20 protein-coding genes and 1 pseudogene are annotated in these 20,911 nt (G+C 64.1%); 10 read left to right on the forward strand and 11 right to left on the reverse strand.

Annotation, left to right across the window (positions count from 1 at the left end):
* Positions 1–145: 145 nt before the first annotated feature.
* Both AC0L23_RS00235 and AC0L23_RS00240 read right to left on the reverse strand, forming a co-directional pair.
* Positions 146–1,054 carry a DUF2147 domain-containing protein gene (locus tag AC0L23_RS00235; protein WP_473356746.1) on the reverse strand — a complete coding sequence of 303 codons (909 nt, stop codon included), beginning with the start codon at positions 1,052–1,054 and terminating at the stop codon, positions 146–148.
* Between the two features lie 172 nt (positions 1,055–1,226).
* The gene (locus AC0L23_RS00240) at positions 1,227–2,009 is read right to left on the reverse strand and encodes a transporter substrate-binding domain-containing protein (RefSeq protein WP_018457907.1); all 783 of its coding nucleotides are present in this window, start codon (positions 2,007–2,009) and stop codon (positions 1,227–1,229) included.
* A 138-nt stretch (positions 2,010–2,147) separates the two neighbouring features.
* Between AC0L23_RS00240 and AC0L23_RS00245 the strand changes: the two genes are divergently transcribed.
* Complete coding sequence (locus tag AC0L23_RS00245) at positions 2,148–2,645, forward strand: DUF1993 domain-containing protein (protein ID WP_018457906.1); 498 nt, start codon at positions 2,148–2,150, stop codon at positions 2,643–2,645.
* A 33-nt stretch (positions 2,646–2,678) separates the two neighbouring features.
* On the opposite strand, the gene AC0L23_RS00250 is transcribed toward AC0L23_RS00245, so the two are convergent.
* From AC0L23_RS00250 to AC0L23_RS00275, 6 genes are all read right to left on the reverse strand, one after another.
* Positions 2,679–3,176 (reverse strand): hypothetical protein, encoded by a 498-nt coding sequence (locus tag AC0L23_RS00250; protein WP_085385225.1) that lies wholly within the window; start codon positions 3,174–3,176, stop codon positions 2,679–2,681.
* A gap of 187 nt (positions 3,177–3,363) precedes the next feature.
* Positions 3,364–4,353 (reverse strand): hydroxyacid dehydrogenase, encoded by a 990-nt coding sequence (locus AC0L23_RS00255; protein WP_085353081.1) that lies wholly within the window; start codon positions 4,351–4,353, stop codon positions 3,364–3,366.
* Between the two features lie 33 nt (positions 4,354–4,386).
* Positions 4,387–5,487, reverse strand: a complete 1,101-nt coding sequence (locus tag AC0L23_RS00260; RefSeq protein ID WP_018457903.1) for an ABC transporter ATP-binding protein — start codon at positions 5,485–5,487, stop codon at positions 4,387–4,389.
* Positions 5,488–5,493: 6 nt separating this feature from the next.
* Positions 5,494–6,405, reverse strand: coding sequence for a carbohydrate ABC transporter permease (locus AC0L23_RS00265; protein ID WP_018457902.1), 912 nt, complete (start codon positions 6,403–6,405; stop codon positions 5,494–5,496).
* Positions 6,405–7,343, reverse strand: a complete 939-nt coding sequence (locus AC0L23_RS00270) for a carbohydrate ABC transporter permease (RefSeq protein ID WP_085385226.1) — start codon at positions 7,341–7,343, stop codon at positions 6,405–6,407. The genes AC0L23_RS00265 and AC0L23_RS00270 overlap by 1 nt, the downstream gene beginning before the upstream one ends.
* Positions 7,344–7,490: 147 nt before the next feature.
* Entirely contained in the window at positions 7,491–8,831 is a 1,341-nt protein-coding gene (locus tag AC0L23_RS00275) for an ABC transporter substrate-binding protein (RefSeq protein ID WP_026233460.1), read from the reverse strand.
* Positions 8,832–9,314: 483 nt separating this feature from the next.
* Here AC0L23_RS00275 and AC0L23_RS00280 point away from each other — a divergent pair, with 483 nt between their 5' ends.
* Positions 9,315–10,106: a Spy/CpxP family protein refolding chaperone gene (locus AC0L23_RS00280; RefSeq protein ID WP_018457899.1), complete on the forward strand. Its 792-nt coding sequence runs from the start codon at positions 9,315–9,317 to the stop codon at positions 10,104–10,106.
* Positions 10,107–10,217: 111 nt separating this feature from the next.
* Complete coding sequence (locus tag AC0L23_RS00285; protein WP_026233459.1) at positions 10,218–10,595, forward strand: response regulator; 378 nt, start codon at positions 10,218–10,220, stop codon at positions 10,593–10,595.
* 62 nt (positions 10,596–10,657) lie between these two features.
* On the opposite strand, the gene AC0L23_RS00290 is transcribed toward AC0L23_RS00285, so the two are convergent.
* The 3 genes from AC0L23_RS00290 to glk all read right to left on the reverse strand — a co-directional run bounded on the left by AC0L23_RS00290 (position 10,658) and on the right by glk (position 12,283).
* Positions 10,658–10,822 carry a hypothetical protein gene (locus AC0L23_RS00290; RefSeq protein WP_162847220.1) on the reverse strand — a complete coding sequence of 55 codons (165 nt, stop codon included), beginning with the start codon at positions 10,820–10,822 and terminating at the stop codon, positions 10,658–10,660.
* A gap of 142 nt (positions 10,823–10,964) precedes the next feature.
* A complete protein-coding gene (locus tag AC0L23_RS00295) occupies positions 10,965–11,168 on the reverse strand; it encodes a hypothetical protein (RefSeq protein WP_018457896.1) in 204 nt (67 codons plus the stop codon).
* Positions 11,169–11,311: 143 nt separating this feature from the next.
* Positions 11,312–12,283: a glucokinase gene (gene glk / locus AC0L23_RS00300; RefSeq protein WP_018457895.1), complete on the reverse strand. Its 972-nt coding sequence runs from the start codon at positions 12,281–12,283 to the stop codon at positions 11,312–11,314.
* Positions 12,284–12,537: 254 nt separating this feature from the next.
* On the opposite strand from glk, the gene pncA reads away from it, so the two are divergent.
* The 7 genes and pseudogenes from pncA (at position 12,538) to ilvD (ending at position 20,768) form a co-directional block, all read left to right on the forward strand.
* The gene (gene pncA / locus AC0L23_RS00305) at positions 12,538–13,176 is read left to right on the forward strand and encodes a bifunctional nicotinamidase/pyrazinamidase (protein WP_085353076.1); all 639 of its coding nucleotides are present in this window, start codon (positions 12,538–12,540) and stop codon (positions 13,174–13,176) included.
* A 16-nt stretch (positions 13,177–13,192) separates the two neighbouring features.
* Entirely contained in the window at positions 13,193–14,356 is a 1,164-nt protein-coding gene (locus AC0L23_RS00310) for an alpha/beta fold hydrolase (RefSeq protein ID WP_473356747.1), read from the forward strand.
* A gap of 87 nt (positions 14,357–14,443) precedes the next feature.
* Positions 14,444–16,477: an NAD(+) synthase gene (locus tag AC0L23_RS00315; protein ID WP_085353075.1), complete on the forward strand. Its 2,034-nt coding sequence runs from the start codon at positions 14,444–14,446 to the stop codon at positions 16,475–16,477.
* 14 nt (positions 16,478–16,491) lie between these two features.
* Positions 16,492–16,878, forward strand: coding sequence for a GrlR family regulatory protein (locus AC0L23_RS00320; RefSeq protein ID WP_018457891.1), 387 nt, complete (start codon positions 16,492–16,494; stop codon positions 16,876–16,878).
* 92 nt (positions 16,879–16,970) lie between these two features.
* Entirely contained in the window at positions 16,971–18,224 is a 1,254-nt protein-coding gene (locus AC0L23_RS00325) for a DUF1236 domain-containing protein (protein ID WP_018457890.1), read from the forward strand.
* Between the two features lie 362 nt (positions 18,225–18,586).
* A pseudogene (locus AC0L23_RS00330) lies at positions 18,587–18,673 on the forward strand (ABC transporter permease); the annotation flags it as partial.
* Between the two features lie 244 nt (positions 18,674–18,917).
* The gene (gene ilvD, locus AC0L23_RS00335) at positions 18,918–20,768 is read left to right on the forward strand and encodes a dihydroxy-acid dehydratase (RefSeq protein ID WP_085385227.1); all 1,851 of its coding nucleotides are present in this window, start codon (positions 18,918–18,920) and stop codon (positions 20,766–20,768) included.
* The last annotated feature ends 143 nt before the right edge of the window (positions 20,769–20,911 follow it).

Genomic DNA, 20,911 nt, shown 5'->3' on the forward strand with positions numbered 1-20,911 from the left:
GTGTCACGGACGCGGAACCGGCGATGTGAGGGCTGTCACGCGCGCGACGGGCTCTGTGATGTCGCGCACATCCCGGAAAGCGAGGGGCAAAAGCAAAAGGGCCCGCATTGCGGGCCCTTTGTCTCGGTCAGAGTGTCGCGGGAAGTCAGTTCACCCGCGTCCAGGTCTGGCCGCCGCAGAACATGCCGCCGAAGGCGCAGCCCTGCACGCGCAGGCGATCGGTGCCCTTCAGCGCGATGGTTGAATCGTAGGTCGAGCCGGAGTTCGGATCGAGGATCCGGCCGGACCATTTTGGGTCCTTGTTCTGGTCCTTGCCGGGCTTCATGTTGATCAGAACCTGCTCGCCGTTCTGGTTCGATTTCGAATCGACCGAGTAGCCGCAGAGATTGCTGCCGCATTGCTCGATGCGGACCTTGCCTTCCTTCTCCTCGGTGAGCCAGACGCCGAGCGGTGAATTGAGGTCGCGCGTGGCCGCGGTTGCGGGAGCCGGCGGCGCGACGGCGGCCGACTGAACGGGAGCAGGCGCCGGGACGGGAGGCGGAGATGGCGCCGGCGGCGCGACTGCGACCATCGGGGCGGGCCGTGGAGGGGGGGCGGGCGGTACTGCGGCCACCGTCGGGGCAGCACTTGGGGCCGGCTGAGGCGGCGGCACAAGCGCCTCTTCGGCCGGAGCCTTGTTAGCCGTGGTGGCCGGAGGCGCTGGCGGGGCAGGAGGCGCCACGGCCACGGGGGCTTGGACGGGAGCTTGGACAGGGGCCTGCTCGGCCGCCGGCGGCGCCGTGACAGGTGTTGGGGCCGGCGCCGGATTGGCAGGCGGCTGCGGATCAGCCTTGGCCTGTTGCGGTGCCTGCGGGTCCGCTTTGGGAGCCCCCTTGGCATCGTTCTTGGCTTTCTTCGCCTTGCCCTGGCCGGTGTTGTCGTAGACGCCGGGGATTTGCACCGTGCCGCGGTCGGGATCAATGCGGATGGTGCGCCCGCCATAGTCGAAGGTGTACTGCGCCTGCGCAGCGGTGCTCGCCAAAAGGAATGCGGCCGTGGCCAACAGCTTCCTCATTTCGCATCTCCTGAAACAGGTGGTCCCCGCACCGACGCTTACGCCCCGGTTCGATCGCAAAAAGTGATCTAGATCACTGTCACCGTATGAGTCGTGGCTTCTGCGTTTCGGGTTCAATAACACCGGAGCCGGTCCAAAGTTTGGCCGGCACAAGCGACAGGAGGACGCGGCCCTAATCGAACCAGGCGGCGTAGATCTTCTTGTAGCTGCCGTCCTGCATCGAAATATGCAGCCATTGATCGACGAAGGCCTTCAGCGCCATGTCGCGCTGGAGCCAATAGGCCTTCTCGGAAAAATCGAACGGCTTGTCGGGATGCACCGCGCAGAGCACGCCTTGATGCTGCTTCTGCTGGTAGCGCGTCTCCGAGGCGTCGGTCATCATCAGGTCGGCATTGCCCTTGGCGATCTCGTCGAAGATCACGGTATTGTCCGGGAAGACGGTGATGTCGGCGTCCTTGATGTTGGCACGCGCGAAGCGCTCGTTGGTGCCGCCGGGATTGACGATCACGCGGGTGCCCTTCTTGTCGATGTCGGTGATGCTCTGGTATTTGCCGACATCGGCACAGCGCGCGATCGGCGTCTTGCCCTCGCGCATGATCGGCGTGGAGAAGAAGCCCTTCTTCTGCCGGTCGAGCGTGACCGAGACGCCGCCCATGGCGATGTCGAACTGATCGGCCTCGAAATCCTTCATCAGCTTCGGCCAGGCCGTCGGCACGAATTCGACCTTGACGCCGAGCGCCTTGCCGAGTGCCTCCGCCATGTCGACATCGAAGCCACTGAATTGCTGCGTCGTCTTGTCGAGATAGGTGAAGGGCTTGTAGTCGCCGGTCATGCCGACGCGCAAAGTGCCGCGCTTGACTATCTCGTCGAGGCGGGACGGCGCCGTCTGCTGTGCGTGGGCCGAAAGGTTTGCCAGCAGGACCACGGCCAAAGTCGCCAGAATTCGAATGGTCATTCGAACGATCATCTCTTTTCCACCCATGTCCAAGCTGTCATTGTGCAGCTCTCGAGGCCTGTCTTGAGGCCTGGATTTAGACCAGATGCCCGTCTCTGGCGAGGCGGAATTGAAGGGAATTTTGAAGTGACGATCTCAATGTATGACGCCTCGGTCGGACTCTTCGTGCCGTATCTGCGCAACCTCTCCGCATTGCTCGACAAGGGCGTTGCCTATGCCGAGGCCCGGAAGTTCAACCCGGCCGTCCTGCTCGGCATGCGCATGGCGCCCGACATGTACGATCTGGCGCAACAGATCGGCGAGGCCTGTCGCCACGCCACGGTCGCCGCGGCCTTGCTCGCCGACCGCGAGCCGGTGGCGCTGCCGGTGCTGGAGCACGACATGGCCGGGCTCCAGGCCCGCATCGCGACGTCAATCGAGTTCATCGAAAGCCTGCCGCGCGCAGAGATCAATGCTGCGGCGGAGCGGAATGTCTTCTTCAGGCTGAAGAACGGGACCGAGTTGCCCTTCACCGGGCGGACGCTGCTGCTGACCTTCAGCGTTCCGCAGTTCTTCTTTCACGTCACGACCGCCTACGACCTGTTGCGGCACGCAGGCGTCGAGCTCGTGAAGAAGGATTATCTCGGACGACGATAAGCCGAACCGGCATCCACTTCGCGCGAGAGCGCGCTAGGCTTCGCCCTTGCGCTCGTAATCGGCGAGCGAGCTGCGGCCGGCGATCTCGCTGCGCAGCTCTTCGAAGCGCCGATGCGCCTCGTCCTCATGCGCGTCGACGAAATGCACCGCGGCTTCGCCGGTCATCGGGCCGCTGACCACGGGCACGGACTGCTCGCCGATGGTCTCGTGGACGTAGAACTGGCCGTCATCGCCGCGATGGACCGTCCATTTCAGACGGATCGCCACCATCGGCCCGGGGCCGACCTTGCTGTAGCCGTCGGCGTCGGCGTGCTCCGGCACCAGCGGCTGCTCCTCGACCACCGGATGCTCGTCGACCATCGGGTGCTCGTCCGCGACCCCATGCTCACCAGCAACCACCATTTCAGTCACGGTGACAGTCTCGGTCTCGCGCACAGTCTCGGTCTCGCGCACGACGAGGACGGGTTCAGGATGCTCCAGGATGCTGGCGATGGTCGCCAACGCGTGGTCGGTCGGGTCGATCTCTGACAAGGGTCCATCCTCCAGCTCGACGCGGCCGGCAAGTCTGTCCCACTGCCGCCGCGGCCGGACCTATTACGCGGGTTTGATTAAGGCTGAGTGAGGGCTCGATCTGCACCAAAATGGGACTCATTCTGGCGTTCCGAAGGCGGCGGGTTGATCGCCCCGCCCAAGAGAACCGCCTAGCCCGGAGATGCGCTCAGCCCAGGACATCCTGATTGATGATGTTCTGCCGGATAGGATCGCCGTCCAGCACACTCAGGATGTTGCGCGCGGTCTGCTCGCTCATCCGGCTCACCGCCTCGACCGTCACGCCGGCGACGTGCGGCGCCATGATGACGTTGGGCAGCGCGAACAGCGCGTTGCTGACCGGTGGCGGCTCCGCCTCGAACACGTCGATGCCGGCACCGGCGAGCTTGCCCGAGACCAGCGCGTCGTACAGCGCCGCCTCCTTCACGATGCCGCCGCGTGCGGTGTTGATGAGGTAGGATTTCGGCTTCATCCGGCCGATCCGCGCCGCGTCGAACAGACCGACGGTCTCCGGCGTCTTCGGGCAGTGGATGGTGACGAAATCGGCGTGAGGCAGCGCGGCATCGAGGTCGGCGACCGGCTCGCAGCCTGCTGCCTTGATCTCTGCGGCTGCCTTGTAGGGATCATAGACCTGCACATTCATGTCCATCGCCAGGCAGCGCTTGGCGGTGCGGGTGCCGATGCGGCCGAAGCCGATGATGAGGACGGTCTTGCCGTAGAGATCGAACGGCAGCATGCCGAGACGGTCCGCCCATTTGCCGTCTTTCACGCAGGCGTGCATCTCCTGCGCGCGTTTTGCCAGTGTCAGCATCATGAACAGCGCCTGTTCGGCGACCGAGGGCGAGTTCGCGCTGCCGGCGACCATCAGCGGCACCTTGCGGCGGGAGAGGGCGGGGACGTCGACGGCGTCGTAACCGACGCCGATCCGGGTCACCACCTTCATGTCCTTCGAGGCTTCGAGCTCGGTCTCGCCGAAAGCGGTGGCGCCGAGCGCCACGCCATGGACCGGCGCGTGGCTCTTCAGCAAGGCCTCGAAATCCCTGGCGGAGATCAGGTTCGGAAACTCGATGAGCTCGATATCATCTCGCTGGGTGAGGAGGGCGCGCGCCCCTTGCGACAAAGTTTGCGTGACAAAGATTTTCTTCTTGTTGGTCGACATCGTCCCTACCTGCGCGAGTTTCTTGGCCGGCCGTCACAAGACGGCGCCGGTCGCCTCGTTTAGCAGGTGCATATTGTTGAGGTCCATCGCCAAACGTATGGGTGCTCCGTCCTTGGCGCCCGCATTGGGATCGACACGGCCGCAGACGGGCGTGCCTTCCAGTCCGAAATAGACCAGCGTCTCCATTCCCATCGGCTCGGTGACATCAAGCACGGTGTCGAAGGTCTCGACACCCGGCTCGAGATGCGCATGCGATTCCGTGAGATGTTCGGGACGGATGCCGAGCAACAGGTTTTCAGATCGGGGCAGCGCGCTGTAACGGGCGGCGCGGGCCGGCGGCAACGGGAATGAGATGCGATCCGTCAGGCGGACGTTGAGCTTGCCGCCGACGTCCTCGAGACGGCACGGAATGAAGTTCATCGCCGGCGAGCCAATGAAGCCCGCGACGAAGCGCGTCGCCGGCTTGTGGTAGAGCTCGTTCGGGGTGCCGATCTGCTCGATCCGACCCTTGTTCATCACCACGACGCGATCAGCCAGCGTCATCGCCTCGACCTGGTCGTGGGTGACGTAGACCGTCGTGGTGCGCACTTTCTGGTGCACCTTCTTGATCTCGATCCGCATCTGCACGCGCAGCTTGGCGTCGAGATTGGACAGCGGTTCGTCGAACAGGAAGACCTTTGGGTTGCGCACGATGGCCCGCCCCATGGCGACGCGCTGGCGCTGGCCGCCGGAGAGCTGCTTCGGCTTGCGGTCGATCAGGTCGGTGATGTCGAGGAGGCGGGCGGCTTCCGTCACCCGCGCCTTGATCTCGGCCTTGGGATAGTGCTTGAGCCGCAGCCCGAACGACATGTTCTCCGCGACCGTCATGTGCGGGTAGAGCGCGTAGTTCTGAAACACCATCGCGATGTCGCGGTCCTTCGGCGGCACGTCGTTGACGACGTCCCCGCCGATCATGATGTCGCCGTCGGTGATGTCCTCGAGTCCCGCGATCATCCGCAAGGTCGTCGACTTGCCGCAGCCGGAGGGGCCGACGAGCACGATGAACTCATGGTCAGAGATGTCGAGATCGATGCCGCGCACCGCCTCGACGTCGTCGTAACGCTTGACCACCTTCCGCAACGCAACCTCAGCCATAAGACATCAACCCTTTGTGGCGCCGGCGGTCAGGCCGGCAATGTAATAGTCCATCAGGAAGGCGTAGATGACCAGCGGCGGGGCAGCGCCAAGCAGCGCGCCGGTCATGATCTGCCCCCAGTTGAAGACGTCGCCCTTGATCAGCGTGGTGGTGATGCCGACCGGCAGCACGAGCTGGTCGATGGATGTCGTGAACACCAGCGGATAGAGGAACTGCGCCCAGGACACGGTGAAGGCGAAGATGGTCGCTGCGATCAGGCCAGGGAGGGCAACCGGAATGAAAATCCGCGTCAGGGTCTGGAGCCAGGAGGCGCCGTCGATGAGAGCCGCCTCGTCCAGCTCCTTCGGGATCGAGGCGAAATAACCGATCATGATCCAGGTGCAGAACGGCACGGTCAGCGTCGGATAGATGAACACCAGCACGTACCAGCGGTTGAGAAGGGTGATGCCGGTGACGTCCTGGACCACCGCGAGCATCTTGAACAAGGGAATGAACAGGAGGCTGTCCGGGATCAGATAGGTGAGAAAGACCCCGGTCGCGAGCGTCGCCGAGCCCCAGAACTTCATCCGCGCCAATGCAAACGCCGCCGGAATGCTGATCAGCATCGTCACGATCACGACCACGATCGAGATCATCGACGAATTCCAGAAGAATCGCAGGAACTGGTTCGAGGTCAATAGCTCCACATAGTTCGACAGCGTCGGATGAAATACCCACCACGGATTGGTGGCGGCCGAGATCTCCGCGCTGCTCTTGAGCGAGGTGATCAGCATGTAGATCGGCGGGATCAGGAAGAAGATCGCAAACAGCACCAGGAAAAAGTAGGACCAGCGCAGCGCCCAGGTGCGGTCGCGGCTCATGCTTCGAAGCTTGACCTTGCGTGTCGGTCCGGCCTTGTCGATTGCGAGCGTGCTCATCAGGCTTCGTTCCCACGTTTGTTGACATCGCGCAGGATGAAGACCGCTGCGACGGCGAGGATCGGCACCATGAACAGCGAGACGCAGGCGCCGAGCGGAATGTCGCTGCTCTGGATGCCGACCTGGAACGCCCAGGTGGCGAACAAATGCGTCCGGTCCAGCGGACCGCCGGAGGTGAGGATGCGCACGATGTCGAAATTGGCGAAAGTGACGATCAGCGAGAACAGCGTGGTGATGGCGATGATGTTGCGCATCATCGGCAGGGTGATGTGCCAGATCTTCTGCCACCAATTGGCGCCGTCGATCGCTGCGGCTTCGTAGAGCTGGTCGGGTACGGATTTCAAGGCGGCCAGGTACATGATCAGGAAGAACGGCGCGCCGTACCAGACGTTGACGAGGATGACGGAGAAACGCGCCCAGAAGGTGTCACCGAGCCACGGGATCGGACCGATGACGAAGAACGACAGCGTATAGTTGAAGGCGCTGTAGGAGGGATCGAACAGCCACAGCCATGCCAGCGTGCTCATCGCCGGTGGGATCACCCAAGGCACCAGCAGCATGCCGCGCCATTTACGTTGCTTCTTGCCGGGAATGTTGTGGACGAAATGCGCGACGATGAAGCCGATCAGCGCCTTGAAGACCACGGCGGTAATCGCAAAAATGCAGGACTGTCTCACCACCATCCAGAACGTTTCGCGCTTGAACAGGAAGGTGAAGTTGCTGAGACCGACGAACTTCGTCATCGCCTTGTTCAGCGTCGCCAGGTAGACCGAATAGAAGGCGGGATAGAGCACGAGCAGGGCGATCAGGAGGATCAGCGGCAGCGTCAGGAAGAACGCGACGGTCGATTTCCGTCCCATTGCATTGCGCAGGCTCGCCCGTTTGCGCGGGCTCGCAGTTCGAGCGGGACGGCCTTGCTCAACGACGACATCGGCCATGACGTTAGCCTCTTTTGCAGGACACGTAGCAGGACATGTAGGACGGCGAAGCCGGCGCAGCCGTCGGCTTCATTCGGCAAGCGGATCGAGCGAGTGTGCCTCGGCGGCTCACGCGCGAAGCGTGAACCGCCATGGCACATACCCGGCTCAGGTTCGCATGAAGCCTTCGCACTCGCCTTCGGCCCAGGCGAGCGCGGTTTCCAACTTCTCTCCTTGCGCAAAGCGCAGCGCCATCTTGGTCAGCGTCGCCTGGAAGTAGATCTGCTGGGCGATCTTCGGCGGCGCCGGAGACGCGGCGATCGACATCGTCTGCTGCTTGTAGGGATCCGGATAGTGGAAGAGCGTGCCCTTCGGCGGCCCTTCCTCGGCCCAGGTCTTGAACTTCGTCATGTTCGCGTAGGCCGGCAGATCGTACCCGCCGCTCGCCGCGACGAACTTCTCGATCGCCGCCGGCGAGGACAGGTGAACAAGCAAGCTCTTGGCCGCTTCCTTGTTTTTGCCAAAGGCCCAGACGCCCCAGAAGTACGGCAGGAAGGGCGCAAAACGTCCCTTCGGACCGGACGGGAAGCCGTGCGTCCAGCACTGTTCGGCGACTTGCGGTGCGTCGCGCTTGGCGACCGCCCAGGCACTCGGCGGATTCAGGATCATCGCCCCGCGGCCCGAGATCAGCCATTTGTTGTTGGAGGCATCGTCCCAGGACGGCGCGTCGGTGGGCAGGACGGCGATCAGCTTCTTGTAGAATTCGAGCGCCTGCCGCACTGCATCGGTCTTGACGGTGATATCGCCCTTGGCGTTGACGAGCTCGGCGCCGAACGACTGGAAGATCGCGCCGGCGGTGTCGACGCTGTCGGTGGTCTCGCCGAGACCGATGCCGAAGGGGAAGCCGGCCTTGTGGCAGGCCTCGGCCGCCTTCAGGAACGTCTCCATGGTCCAGTTGTCTGCTTTCGGCGGAGCGCCGACTGGATACATCTCCTGCACGTCGATGCCGGCGTGTTTCTTCATGAGATCTATGCGGGAGCAGGGGCCCTTGATCTGGCTTCCCGGCGTCGCGGGCACTGCGAGCCATTTGCCGCCCGACCGCCCGAGATATTTGACGGTGTCGTTCACCTCGCCGTTCTGCTTGATGAGCGGCTCCATGACGTCGTTGAGCGGTTCGAGATTCTCGGAATAGGCGTGCGGCCACCAGCTCGGCATCTGGAGAATGTCGTGACCGGACTTGGCCTGGGCTTCGGCCGCTGCCGTCAGCTCGATCTTCTTGTTGTTGCTGGTGATGTAGTCGATCGAGACTTCGACCTTCTCCTTCTCGCCCCATTCCTTGACGAGCGCGGTGGAGGCATCGTTGGCGCCGGGCACCCAGTGGTCCCAGAAGCCGATCGAGAGCTTGCCGGCGGCGTAAGCGCCTCGGACATAGGGCGCCGTGATCAGCGCCGCGGAGGACATTGCAGTGGCAGCCACAAATTGACGTCGCGTCAGTGTCTTGCGTGACATCTCGTTTCCTCGCTTGGGTGTTTTATTGTTCTGGCGTTCCTCTGAACTCTTCCGAGTTCTGCTTTTGATTTTCTTTTCGAAAGTTTCTTGTTCGACGTTTCTTGTTGATGCCGTCGGCTTCGAAGGCAAATTGGTAGCGCGATCAGATCATGATTGATTGCGTCTGTCGAGAAAACCGAACGGCTTGCGCCTAGAACTAACGTTGTGTCCGGGAACGCGGCAGCGCCCTCGACCTCATGCGCGGACCATGAACCACGGCCGGTTGTTTTGCGACGCACACTTGGCGCTGGCGCGCCCGACCGACATGTGCGCAATTACGCCGCAGTTTCCAAGGAGCCTGCATAAGCACCTCGCGGCAAACACTTTTCGGGCGTGGATAGCATTTGTCGGCGCCTAGACCTCGAAGCGGTGAAAACGATAGAGTTGCAGCTGGCGGGTGGTTCTCATCCCCAAGAGCCTAATCAGATCGAGATGGAGACCAGAATGATCAACCCGGCGCCGCCCGCGCGGCTTTACCTGCGACGATGGTTCGCGCTGGGGTCCGTTTTCGTGTTGCTGCTCGGCGCAGCCGCGGTGGCGAACGCTCAAGGCCTGGTCAAAGGGGTTCAGGAAGGAGCGGCGGCCGGGAACAAGGCGGCGGGTCCGGTCGGCGGCGTGCTTGGCGGCGCGATCGGCGGCGTGGTCGGTGTTTTCACCGGCGTGCTCGGCGTTGGCAATAATGGCAATCAGGCGCCTGCCGCCAGAGATCCGAGCAAGGATGCAAGCAAGGATGCGGCCAAGGACGCCAAGCAGGGCGCCGGCAAGGACAAAGATGCCAAGAGCGCCAAGGCGGGCAAGGGCGCCAAGGCGAGCAAGGAGGCGAAGAACGCGCCGCAGGACAAGGATGTCACGGTCCTCACCCAGACCGGCGCGCCGCAATTGACCGCCGACCAGATCGTCACCAACAGCGACTCCTATATCGAGCGGATCAAGACCGAGCTGAACCTCACGCCCGAGCAGGAGAAGCACTGGTACGGTTTCTCGAGCGCCATGCACTACCTCGGGCATAACGGTGCCGAGCGGCTCAACCTGCGGGTTGCGCGCGCCAAGCGGGATCCTCCCGACGACATCGTCGAGCAGATGCGCAACGAGGCCCAATTCCTGATCGACCGCGCTGCCGACCAGCGCAATGTCGCCGACGCCGCCGAGCCCCTCTATTCGAGCCTCGATGACAAACAAAAGCAGGTGTTCGTGCAGGAGATGGTGCGGCTCAGCCACGAACGAGGATTGGATTGATCAAGTGGAATCGGATCGGGCGGGTCGAATTAACGGACCCCGCCACGAATTCGTGAATCCTCTTCGCGATTCGGTTATGATTAGCTTGGGAAGCTGATGGGCGGGGTTGATATGGCGGACGGACTCTCCGTTTTCCTGGTCGAAGACGAGACGTTGATCCGGATGATGATGACGGACATGGTGGAGGAACTCGGCCACCACGTCATCGCGGAAGCGGATAATGTTCGGGACGCCAGCGCTTTCGCCATGACCGCGCAGTACGATCTTGCGATCCTCGACATCAATCTCAAGGGCCTCTACGTCGATCCGGTCGCCGATCTGATCGAGCGTCGCGGGAAGCCGTTTTTGTTCGCCACGGGCTACGGTCCGGAGCTGCTGCCGTCCTTGCTCAGGCGCCGGCCGATCCTGCGCAAGCCGATTTCGATCGATCAGCTCAAGGCGATGATCGATTCGATGTTTCCGGAAGCGGCAGCGAAGACGCCGAACTGAGACCAAAATGAAAATGGCCGCCCATCAGGGGCGGCCATTTCGCGACGGAATTCGTCGCGGCTTCACATCAGGCCGGCGCCGAGATCGATGCCGCGCGCCATCAGGCCGAACGAGGCGACCAGGCCCGTGCAGCAAAACAGCAAGATGGTCTTGAACGAAGAAAACGAAGAATCGGCCAAACGCGTTTCGCTGGTGGCCGGCATCGCGGCGATCGAAATCATGCTCATGTTCATTCCCCCCTTTGTTGCCCCTGAATTGGATCAGGTGGGGAACTCCTAGAGCAAAAAGTTTGACGCGAGCTTTCGAGGGATCGTTAACGAAATCGCAATCGATACCGCATTTTCGGGCACTGGAGTGCGATCACGCGTTTCAGTGGCGCCCGTTCTTCAGCACCGTGGCGATGGTGTGGGCCGTCATGGCGGCGCGGTCCGAAGCGCGCTGGGCTGCGAGACGGTCACGCGCCTTTTCCTCGATCAAGAGCTCGATCAGGGCCAGCCGCTTGCCCTCGTCGTCCGCCTCGAGCAGCAGGCGGTGATAGCGGTGATAGTCGAAACCCAGATCCTGCTTACGCATGTCACGCCCCCGCAACTACGCCACGCACAAGCTAGGATTGTTTCTCATCCGGGACGTGCGCGCAAGCACGATCCCGCGTCGCGCGCGCGTGCCGCGCAATCAGCTGTGCATGACTGGAACCCGCGGACGGAGGCGCGCGCCGTTTAAGGCTGGTTGTGCTCCGCGAACATCGTCAGGCCGAGGAAACTCGCATCAGGTTTCGTGACCAGTCTGGTCGGGATGTCGCGCAGATAGTCCTGGAAGCGTCCCTTGGCTTCGAAGCGCGCCCGGAATGCGGAGGCTGCGAGGAAGTCAGGAAAGCGCGGCACGATTCCGCCGGCGATATAAACGCCGCCGCGTGCGCCGAAGGTCACCGCGAGATTGCCCGCGACCGAGCCGAGGATGGCGCAAAACATCTCCAGCGTCTTGCGGCTGAGCTCGCAACTGCCTTCCAGGGCGGCCTTCGTGATGGCGGCAGCATCGCGATGCGGCACCTGAGCGCCTTCCACCTCGGCCAGCGCCTCGTACAGGCTTTGCAGGCCCGAACCGGACAACGCGCCACGCTCGATGGAGACATGGCCGAGGCGTCGGCGCATGCACGCGATCACGCGTTCCTCGCGCTCGTCCTCCGCCGGCAGGGTCGCGTGGCCTGCCTCGGTGACGACGGCCAGCCGTGAGCCGTGGCGCTCGACCAGGCAGGACACGCCAAAGCCGGTTCCAGGGCCAACCACCAGCAACGGCTCTCCGGGAAGGCCATCCTGTCCGCCGAGCGGGATCAGGTCGGCGGGCTGCAGGGCGGGCAGGGACCAGGCCACCACCTCGAAATCGTTAAGAACATGGACGCTGTCGAAGCCGAGGGCCGGCTGAAGCTCGTTGCCGTCGATGACCCATGGGCTGTTGGTCATGACGCAGCGGTTGTTGGTCACCGGTCCTGCGACGGCCAGCACGGCCCTTGGGGGCGGTTGGCCGTGGCAGCGACGCGCGAGAACATCGGCAATGGCTTCCCGGACGGTCGGGAAGTCTGCCACTTTGACGTAGTCGATCGGTCCGGTCTGATCGCCCTGACTGAGCGCGAAGCGCGCATTGGTGCCGCCGATATCGGCGAGAAGAATCTGTCCTGTCTTGCCGATGGTCATGTGCGTATGGCTGCCGCAGCCTTTCCGGCTGCGGGAACCGCTTCCTCCGCTCTATCCGATCGCAAGACGCGAACGGCTGTCAGAATCCGTCCCCGGGTGGATCTAGTCAACACGCATCAGCCCAAACCGTTGCATCCCGGGACCGACGGGGCGCATTCGCGCAGATCGCCGCACCTTCTCGTTGGTTGCGAAGCAGCCCGGGAAGATCGACACTGCAGACGTGCCTTCGGCGCCGCTCGCGCGGATGGCCTGGAATGGACCTTGCGATGAAGATTTCCGACCGCGACGTGCTGCTGGTCATCGACGTGCAGAACGATTTTTGCACGGGCGGGGCGCTCGCCGTGCCCGGCGGCGAGAAGGTCGTCCCCGCCATCAATCGGATCGCCCAAAAATTCGCCAATGTGGTGCTGACCCAGGACTGGCATCCCCGCGATCATGTCTCCTTTGCGCCGAACCATGCGGGCAAACAGCCGTTCCAGACCATCGTGCTCGACTACGGCGTCCAGGTGCTGTGGCCGAGCCATTGCGTGCAGGGCACCGCAGGCGCCGAATTTCATCGCGATCTCGACGTCACCCGCGCAAATCTGGTGGTGCGGAAGGGATTTCGGCGCGGCATCGATTCCTATTCGGCGCTGTTCGAGAACGACAGGACAACGCCGACCGGCCTGCTCGGATATTTGCGCGAACGCGAGTTGAACACCGTCTTCGTCGCCGGCCTCGCGTTCGACTTCTGCGTTCGCTTCTCGGCGGACGATGCCGGCAAGGCCGGGTTCGAGGTCGCCGTCATCGAGGACGCCTGCCGCGGCATCGATCTCGACGGCTCGGTGGCCGCGACCCATCAGAGTTTTCGCGAGCGCGGTATTTCGCTCGTCAGCTTCGAGGCCTTCCTGTGAGGACCGTGGGATAGCCATGGCGGAGAAGACCGGCAAACAGCTGCGCGCACCGGAGCCGGTCCCGGATGACCCGCTGCTGTGGCCGTTCGCTGCGGCGCGGATTGCCATGGACGCCTGCTTTGGATGGCTCGAGCGCGGCCCGTCGGAGCTGGCCGACAGCAGCCTGCCTTGGACCACGCCCAACTCCGTCGCGCTGGAGCTTGCGACCATGCGCCTGCGTAATTGCGCGCGGACGGGGGCCGGCCAGCCGGCACTGGTCTGCGCGCCCTATGCGCTGCACCGGGCCCTGATCGCCGACTTCGCGCCCGGCCACAGCGTTGTGCAGTCCCTGCAAAATGGCGGCATCGACCGGGTCTATCTCACCGACTGGCGCTCGGCCGCACCCGACATGCGCTATCTCTCGATCGACAGCTATCTCGGTGATCTCAACGTCGCCATCGACGAAATCGGCGCGCCGGTCGATCTCGTCGGCCTGTGCCAGGGTGGCTGGCTCTCGCTGCTCTATGCGGCGCGCTTTCCCGCCAAGGTGCGGCGGCTGGTACTGGCTGGCGCGCCCGTCGACCTCTCCATTGACTCCAGGCTGTCGCAGCTCGCCCGCAACGCGCCGGAGATGGTCTACGACCAGCTCGTCGCCCGCGGCGGCGGCAATGTCAGCGGCGAAGAGATGCTGCGGCTCTGGTCGAAGGCACCGAGCCGCGACGACATCGCGACGGCGCTGCAGAGCGACCTCTCCGGCGAGGACGGTGCGGCGCTGCTGGCACGCTTCGAGCGCTGGAATGCCGAGCCCCTCAATCTGCCCGGCACCTATTATCTCGAGATCGTCAACTGGATTTTCCGGGAGAACCGGATCGCGCGCGGCCAGTTCACGGCACTCGGCCGCGGGATTGATCTGAAGGACGTCAAGGCGCCGGTCTTCCTTTTGGCCGGACTCGATGACGACGTCGTGCCGGCTGCGCAGGCGCTCGCCACCGCCGGCTTGCTCGGCACACCGCCGGCGTTCATTGCGGCGGCCTCCCAGCCCAGCAACCATCTTGGCCTGTTCATGGGCGCGCGGACCCACGCCCATGCCTGGCCCCGGATCGCCGAGTGGCTGCGCGACGATGCTGGCGCGCAGAGCCTGAGACTGCCTCAAGAGCACGGCCGGGCAGCGAAGCTGCAAATCCGTTATGCATGCCGTTGAATGGCCTGCACGGGGCCATGTCGATGGGTTAAATGGAGTCCAGAGCCGGCGGAGGCCGGTCGCGACGAGACAAAGGGACTGTACTCGATGAGTTTCCACTCGATCTATGCCCACGGATTTGCGCGCGTGGCGGCCTGCGTCACCACCTCTCATGTGGCTGATCCCACGGCCAACGCAGCTGCGGTTCTGGCGGCGGCGAAGGACTGCCACGCGCAGTCGGTGGCGGTTGCCGTGTTCCCCGAGCTCTGCCTGTCCGGCTATGCAATCGAAGATCTCGTGAAGCAGGATCCGCTGCTCGATGCGGTCGAGCGCGGGCTTGTGGCCATCGTCGAGGCATCCTCGTCCCTGATGACCGTCCTGATCGTTGGCGCGCCGCTGCGCTTTGGCAATCGGATCTACAATTGCGCGGTCGTCATCCATCGCGGCAAGATCCTCGGCGTGGTGCCCAAGAGCTACCTGCCGACCTATCGCGAATTCTACGAGGGGCGGCATTTCGCCTCCGGCGCCGGCATCGTCGGAGAGATGGTCGCCTTTGGCGGGCTGCATGCCCCGTTCGGCGTCGACCTCCTGTTCGCAGCCGAGGACGTTCCGGGCCTGACCATCGGCGTCGAGATCTGCGAGGACATGTGGATCCCGGTAACGCCGGCCTCCGAGCTCGCGCTTGCGGGCGCGAGCGTGCTGATCAATCTCTCGGGCAGCCCGATCACGATCGGCCGCGCCCGCTCGCGCGCGCTCTTGTGCCAATCGACGTCGGCCCGCTGCCTCGCGGCTTACGTCTATTCCGCGGCCGGGGCAGGGGAATCGACCACGGATTTGGCCTGGGACGGCCAGACCTCGATCTACGAGAACGGCGTGCTGCTGGCCGAGGGCGAGCGGTTCCGCCAGGGCGGCCAGATCACGCTGGCCGACGTCGATCTCGACCTGCTCAGGCAGGAACGCGCGCTGATGGGTACGTTCGACGACAATCGCCGGCAGCGCGAAGCCTTCTTCCGAAAAGTCGGCTTCGCCCTGAAGGCGCCGGCCGCCGATATCGGCTTCCTGCGCAAGGTCGAGCGCTTTCCGTTCGTGCCGAGCGACGAGAGCCTGCTCGAGCAGGACTGCTATGAGGCCTACAACATTCAGGTCGCGGGCCTCGTCCAGCGCATGCGTGCGACCGGTACCAAGCGCGTCGTTATCGGCGTCTCGGGCGGACTCGATTCCACCCATGCTTTGATCGTCGCCGCCAAGGCCGTCGACCTTCTTGGCCTGCCGCGAGAGAACATTCTCGCCTACACCATGCCGGGCTTTGCCACCGGCAGCGACAGCAAGACCAATGCGCTGGCGCTGATGAAGGCGTTGCAGACGAGTTGGCAGGAGCTCGACATTCGCACCACGGCGACGCAGATGTTGAAGGACATCGGCCATCCCTTCGGCAAGGGCGAGAAGGTCTATGACGTCACATTCGAGAATGTGCAGGCGGGTCTGCGCACGGACTATCTGTTCCGGCTCGCCAACCATCATGGCGGCCTCGTGATTGGCACCGGCGATCTCTCCGAACTCGCGCTGGGCTGGTGCACCTATGGCGTCGGCGATCAGATGGCGCACTATAACGTCAACGCCGGGGTGCCGAAGACGCTGATCCAGCATCTGATCCGCTGGGTGATTGCCTCCAAGCAGTTCACCGACGACGTCAACCAAACGCTTGGATCGATCCTGTCGGCCGAAATCTCGCCGGAGCTGGTTCCGGCTGAGCCCGGCGAGAAGCCGCAGAGCACGGAAGCTTCGGTCGGCCCCTACGAGCTCCAGGATTTCAACCTGTTCTACACGCTGCGGTTCGGCATGCGGCCGTCCAAGATCGCCTTTATGGCGCTGCAGGCCTGGAAAGACGTTGCCCAGGGCGAGTGGCCGCCGGCATTTCCGACCGACAAGCGCAAGGCCTACGATCTCAAGGAAATACGCCGCTGGCTGGAGGTGTTCTTGCGCCGCTTCTTCGCTTTCAGCCAGTTCAAGCGCTCGGCGATGCCGAACGGACCCAAGGTTTCGGCCGGCGGCTCGTTGTCGCCGCGCGGCGACTGGCGTGCGCCGTCGGATTCGAGCGCTGCGGCGTGGCTTGAAGATCTCGAGCGGAATGTGCCGGTTTGAACGGGAGATGAGCGATGTCGGCCGGCGATGGGCTCGAGCAGGGCGGCAACCCACAGAAGGTCCTCAACGGCCTCTACATCTTTGAGATCGAGATGCGCGACGGCAAGCGCGGCCAGGCCAAAGGCGTCGTCGTGCTCTGCGATGGCCGCATCATGGGCGGCGACAGCTATTTCTACTACACCGGCAGCTACACCTTCCGGAACGGGAAATGGCGTGGCGACATGACCGTCAATCAGCACACCGAGGCCGTCGGCAAGCCGCTCGCGTTCGGCGGCAGGGAAGTGACCTGCGGCTTTTCCGGCGACTATTCCGCCGACGGCGCCGAAGTCGAAGGCATGGCGCTGGTTGGCAAGACCAGCGTGACATTCACGGCGCGGCTCACGCTGAAGGACCCGATGTGAGACCCGCGTGATCAGCCCTCGTTCCTGATCAGGAACCTTCGCACCCACAGAACGTTCGCGTCTGTTGTTGCGAATTTTCCAGGAGAGGGACCATGCGCAAGCACTTGATGTTATCGACCGCGGCTATCGGACTGATGCTTGCTTCCGGCTTCGCCTACGCCCAGGCGCCCGGTGAGCGAAGGGACGAGCCGAGACGGACCGAGGAGCCGGCGAAAGGTGCCGGGCCGCAACGCGGCGGCGCCCAAGAACGGGTTCAAGAGCGCGCGCAGGGCGCCCAGGAGCGATTGCAGGGTGCGGGCCGCGAGGAGAAGGGCGGCGCTGCCAAGCAGGACGCGAGTGACGACAAGCGCCAGCCGGCCAGTTCTGCCGAGCGCAACCAGCCGAAGTCGAAGGATCAGGCCCAGGAATCTCGTGAGCCTTCGCGCGATCGCAACCGTGAGGCGGAGAGCCCGAAACCGGGACGCGACGGCAAGAACAGCGCCGAGACGAAGCAGGACAAGTCCGCGCCGCAGAAATCAACGGCCGAGTCCGAGAAGTCCAAGTCCGGCACGTCTGGCCAGCAGAACGAGCGCACGGGAGCTGCGGCCAACCAGAACGAGCGCAACCAGACCCAGCCGCCGCGCAACGCGGCCGAGCAGCAGCAGCCGGCGCAACAGAACAACCGACCGGCCACAGCGACCGACACGAACCGGACGGCCCCGACCAACAATGCGCAGACCGCGCCTGCCACTTCAGGCACGCAGACCAATCAAGCCAATCAGACGCCCCAGACCAACACGCAGGCCAATCAGCAGACCCAGGTGACGTCCGAGAAGCAGGTGCGGATCTCCGAAACGGTGAGCCGCGCACGCCTGGCGGAGCCGGAGCGTAATCTGAACATCTCGATCCGGGTCGGTGAAACCATTCCCTCGCGCGTGCGCCTCCACAGGCTTCCGCCCGAGATCGTCGCGATCGAGCCCGAGTATCGGGACTACGAATATTTTTCGACGGGCGACGACGTCGTCATTGTGGAGCCGCGGACGCATCGCATCGTCAGCCAGGTGCCCCGCGATCCCTCACGAGCCCGCGCCCAGATGAGCGGCGGCACCTCATCGAGCATGGCGGCCGCCGGGGGCAGCAATGTGAACTGCCAGATCATGCGGCGTGACGCCTCGGGTAATGTGGCCCAGGCAGAACCCTCGACCGTGGGCTCGACCGCGCGAACGGACTCCCTGAGCGTGACTGTCCAGATGCCCGGCGGCGGCTCGTCCGCGCCGATCGCCCTCGGCGCTCCCGCGGGCAACATCGTGGTCGCGACGCAAGGGCAGGGCGATTGCACGGTGACCATCGAGCCGCAGACGCGCTAGCGCCCGTGTCGGCATAACGACGCCAAAACGACTTCGCGCCGCACGGCTGATCAAGCCGGCGGCGCGAAATCACGTTCAATCTAGAAAGTCCCGAGGTCCGGAGTGCCTAGGAGTCCGGACCTCGTAACCTTGCCCCAGCCTTTGATCCCCCGCCCCATGTGGTCCCCCAACCCCGTGGTGCGCGATCAGAGGGTGATGCCCTTGGAAGGCCGCCGATCGATGTCCCGCGATGTACGCGACATCGGAATAGGATTCCATTCCGGATCACTACGGATTTCATCGCGCTTGAATTTTCGCGGTGCATGCGCCTGCACGCGCGGTTGCCTGAAACCAATGCAAGCGCGCGAGCGCATGTGGCCCTGATCATGCCGGCACCGGCGACCACCATCGTCGTGACCACGCTGCCGGTCTCCGTGATCGGCGACTGGCTCGATCCCGAGCTGCAATAATTCCGTCATGGCCGGGCTTGTCCCGGCCATCCACGACCTTTCCGCATCAAGAACGTGGATGCCCGGGACAAGCCCGGCATGACGGCTGAGACCGCCGGTGCCCACGCGTCGGGAGCAGGGGAGCCCTGTCCGGCCCAAGTTCCCGTTGCGCGCGTTCCCCCCGTGCGCTATCCGGCCGGAAAGGCCTGAGGCGGCTTCGAAAATTTGCCCCGCCCTGCCAGCCAAACCGAGGACGGAAACCGCCATGCCAGCCTATCGCTCCCGCACCACCACCCACGGCCGCAACATGGCGGGCGCCCGCGGCCTCTGGCGCGCGACCGGCATGAAGGACGGCGATTTCGGCAAGCCGATCATCGCGGTCGTCAACTCCTTCACCCAGTTCGTGCCCGGCCACGTCCATCTCAAGGACCTCGGCCAGCTCGTCGCCCGCGAGATCGAGCAGGCCGGCGGCGTGGCGAAGGAGTTCAACACCATCGCGGTCGACGACGGCATCGCCATGGGCCATGACGGCATGCTCTACAGCCTGCCGTCGCGCGAGCTGATCGCCGACAGCGTCGAGTACATGGTCAATGCCCATTGCGCCGACGGCATGGTCTGCATCTCCAACTGCGACAAGATCACCCCCGGCATGCTGATGGCGGCGCTGCGGCTCAACATCCCTGCCGTGTTCGTCTCGGGCGGACCGATGGAGGCCGGCAAGGTCACCCTGCAGGGCAAGACCAAGGCGGTCGACCTGATCGATGCCATGGTCGCAGCCGCCGATTCCAAGGTCAGCGACGAGGACGTCAAGGTGATCGAGCGCTCGGCGTGCCCGACCTGCGGCTCGTGCTCAGGCATGTTCACGGCCAATTCGATGAACTGCCTCACGGAAGCCCTTGGCCTTGCGCTCCCCGGCAACGGCACGGTGGTCGCAACCCACGCCGATCGCAAACGCTTGTTCGTCGAGGCCGGCCACACCATCGTCGATATCGTGCGCCGCCACTACGAGCAGGACGACGCTAGCGTGCTGCCGCGCAATGTCGCGAACTTCAAGGCGTTCGAGAACGCGATGACGCTCGACATCGCGATGGGCGGTTCGACCAACACGGTGCTGCATCTGCTCGCCGCCGCCCATGAAGGCGAGGTCAAGTTCACCATGCAGGATATCGACCGGCTGTCGCGCCGCGTGCCTGTCCTTTGCAAGGTCGCGCCGTCGGTTGCCGACGTGCATGTCGAGGACGTGCATCGTGCCGGCGGCATCATGGGCATCCTGGGCGAGCTCGACCGCGCCGGCCTGATTGACACGTCGGTCTCGACCGTGCACGCGCCGACCATGGGCGACGCGCTGGAGCGCTGGGACATCAAGCGCTCCAGGAGCGAGTCTGTCCGCACCTTCTTCCGGGCGTCGCCCGGCGGCATCCCGACCCAGGTCGCCTTCAGCCAGGAGCGCCGCTACGACGAGCTCGATACCGACCGCGAGAAGGGCGTGGTCCGCAACCTCGAGCACGCCTTCAGCAAGGACGGCGGCCTCGCCGTGCTCTACGGCAATCTCGCGCAGGACGGCTGCATTGTGAAGACCGCCGGCGTCGACGCCTCGATCCTGAAATTCTCCGGCCCCGCCCGCGTATTCGAAAGCCAGGACGCCGCCGTGGAAGGCATTCTGGGCGGCAAGGTCGCTGCCGGCGAGGTCGTGGTCATCATCTATGAAGGCCCGCGCGGCGGCCCCGGCATGCAGGAGATGCTGTATCCGACCAGCTACCTGAAATCGATGGGCCTCGGCAAAGCCTGCGCGCTGGTCACCGACGGACGCTTCTCGGGCGGCTCGTCGGGCCTGTCGATCGGCCATCTGTCGCCGGAAGCGGCCGAAGGCGGCAACATCGGTCTGGTCAGGACCGGCGATCGCATCGCCATCGACATCCCGAACCGCAGCATCACGCTGGAGGTCTCCGACGAGGAGCTGGCCAAGCGCCGCGCCGCGGAAGAGGCGAAGGGCGATGCCGCCTGGCAGGCGATCGGGCGCAAGCGCAACGTCTCGACCGCGCTTCAGGCCTACGCCGCGCTCACCACCAGCGCCGCGCGCGGCGCGGTGCGCGAGGTGAAGCGGCGCCCGAAGTAAGTGCGTCACGTGCGGGTGTGATCGCAAGCATCACGCATCGCGCATGGTCAACAAGTTCTGAACGGCGGGCGCGAGCCGGCCGTTTGCATTAAGGATGCCCCGATGAACTTCGGCAGCTCAGAATTTTGCGGCGTATACTGCCA

The sequence above is a fragment of the Bradyrhizobium sp. MI1.4 genome (genome assembly GCF_055811315.1).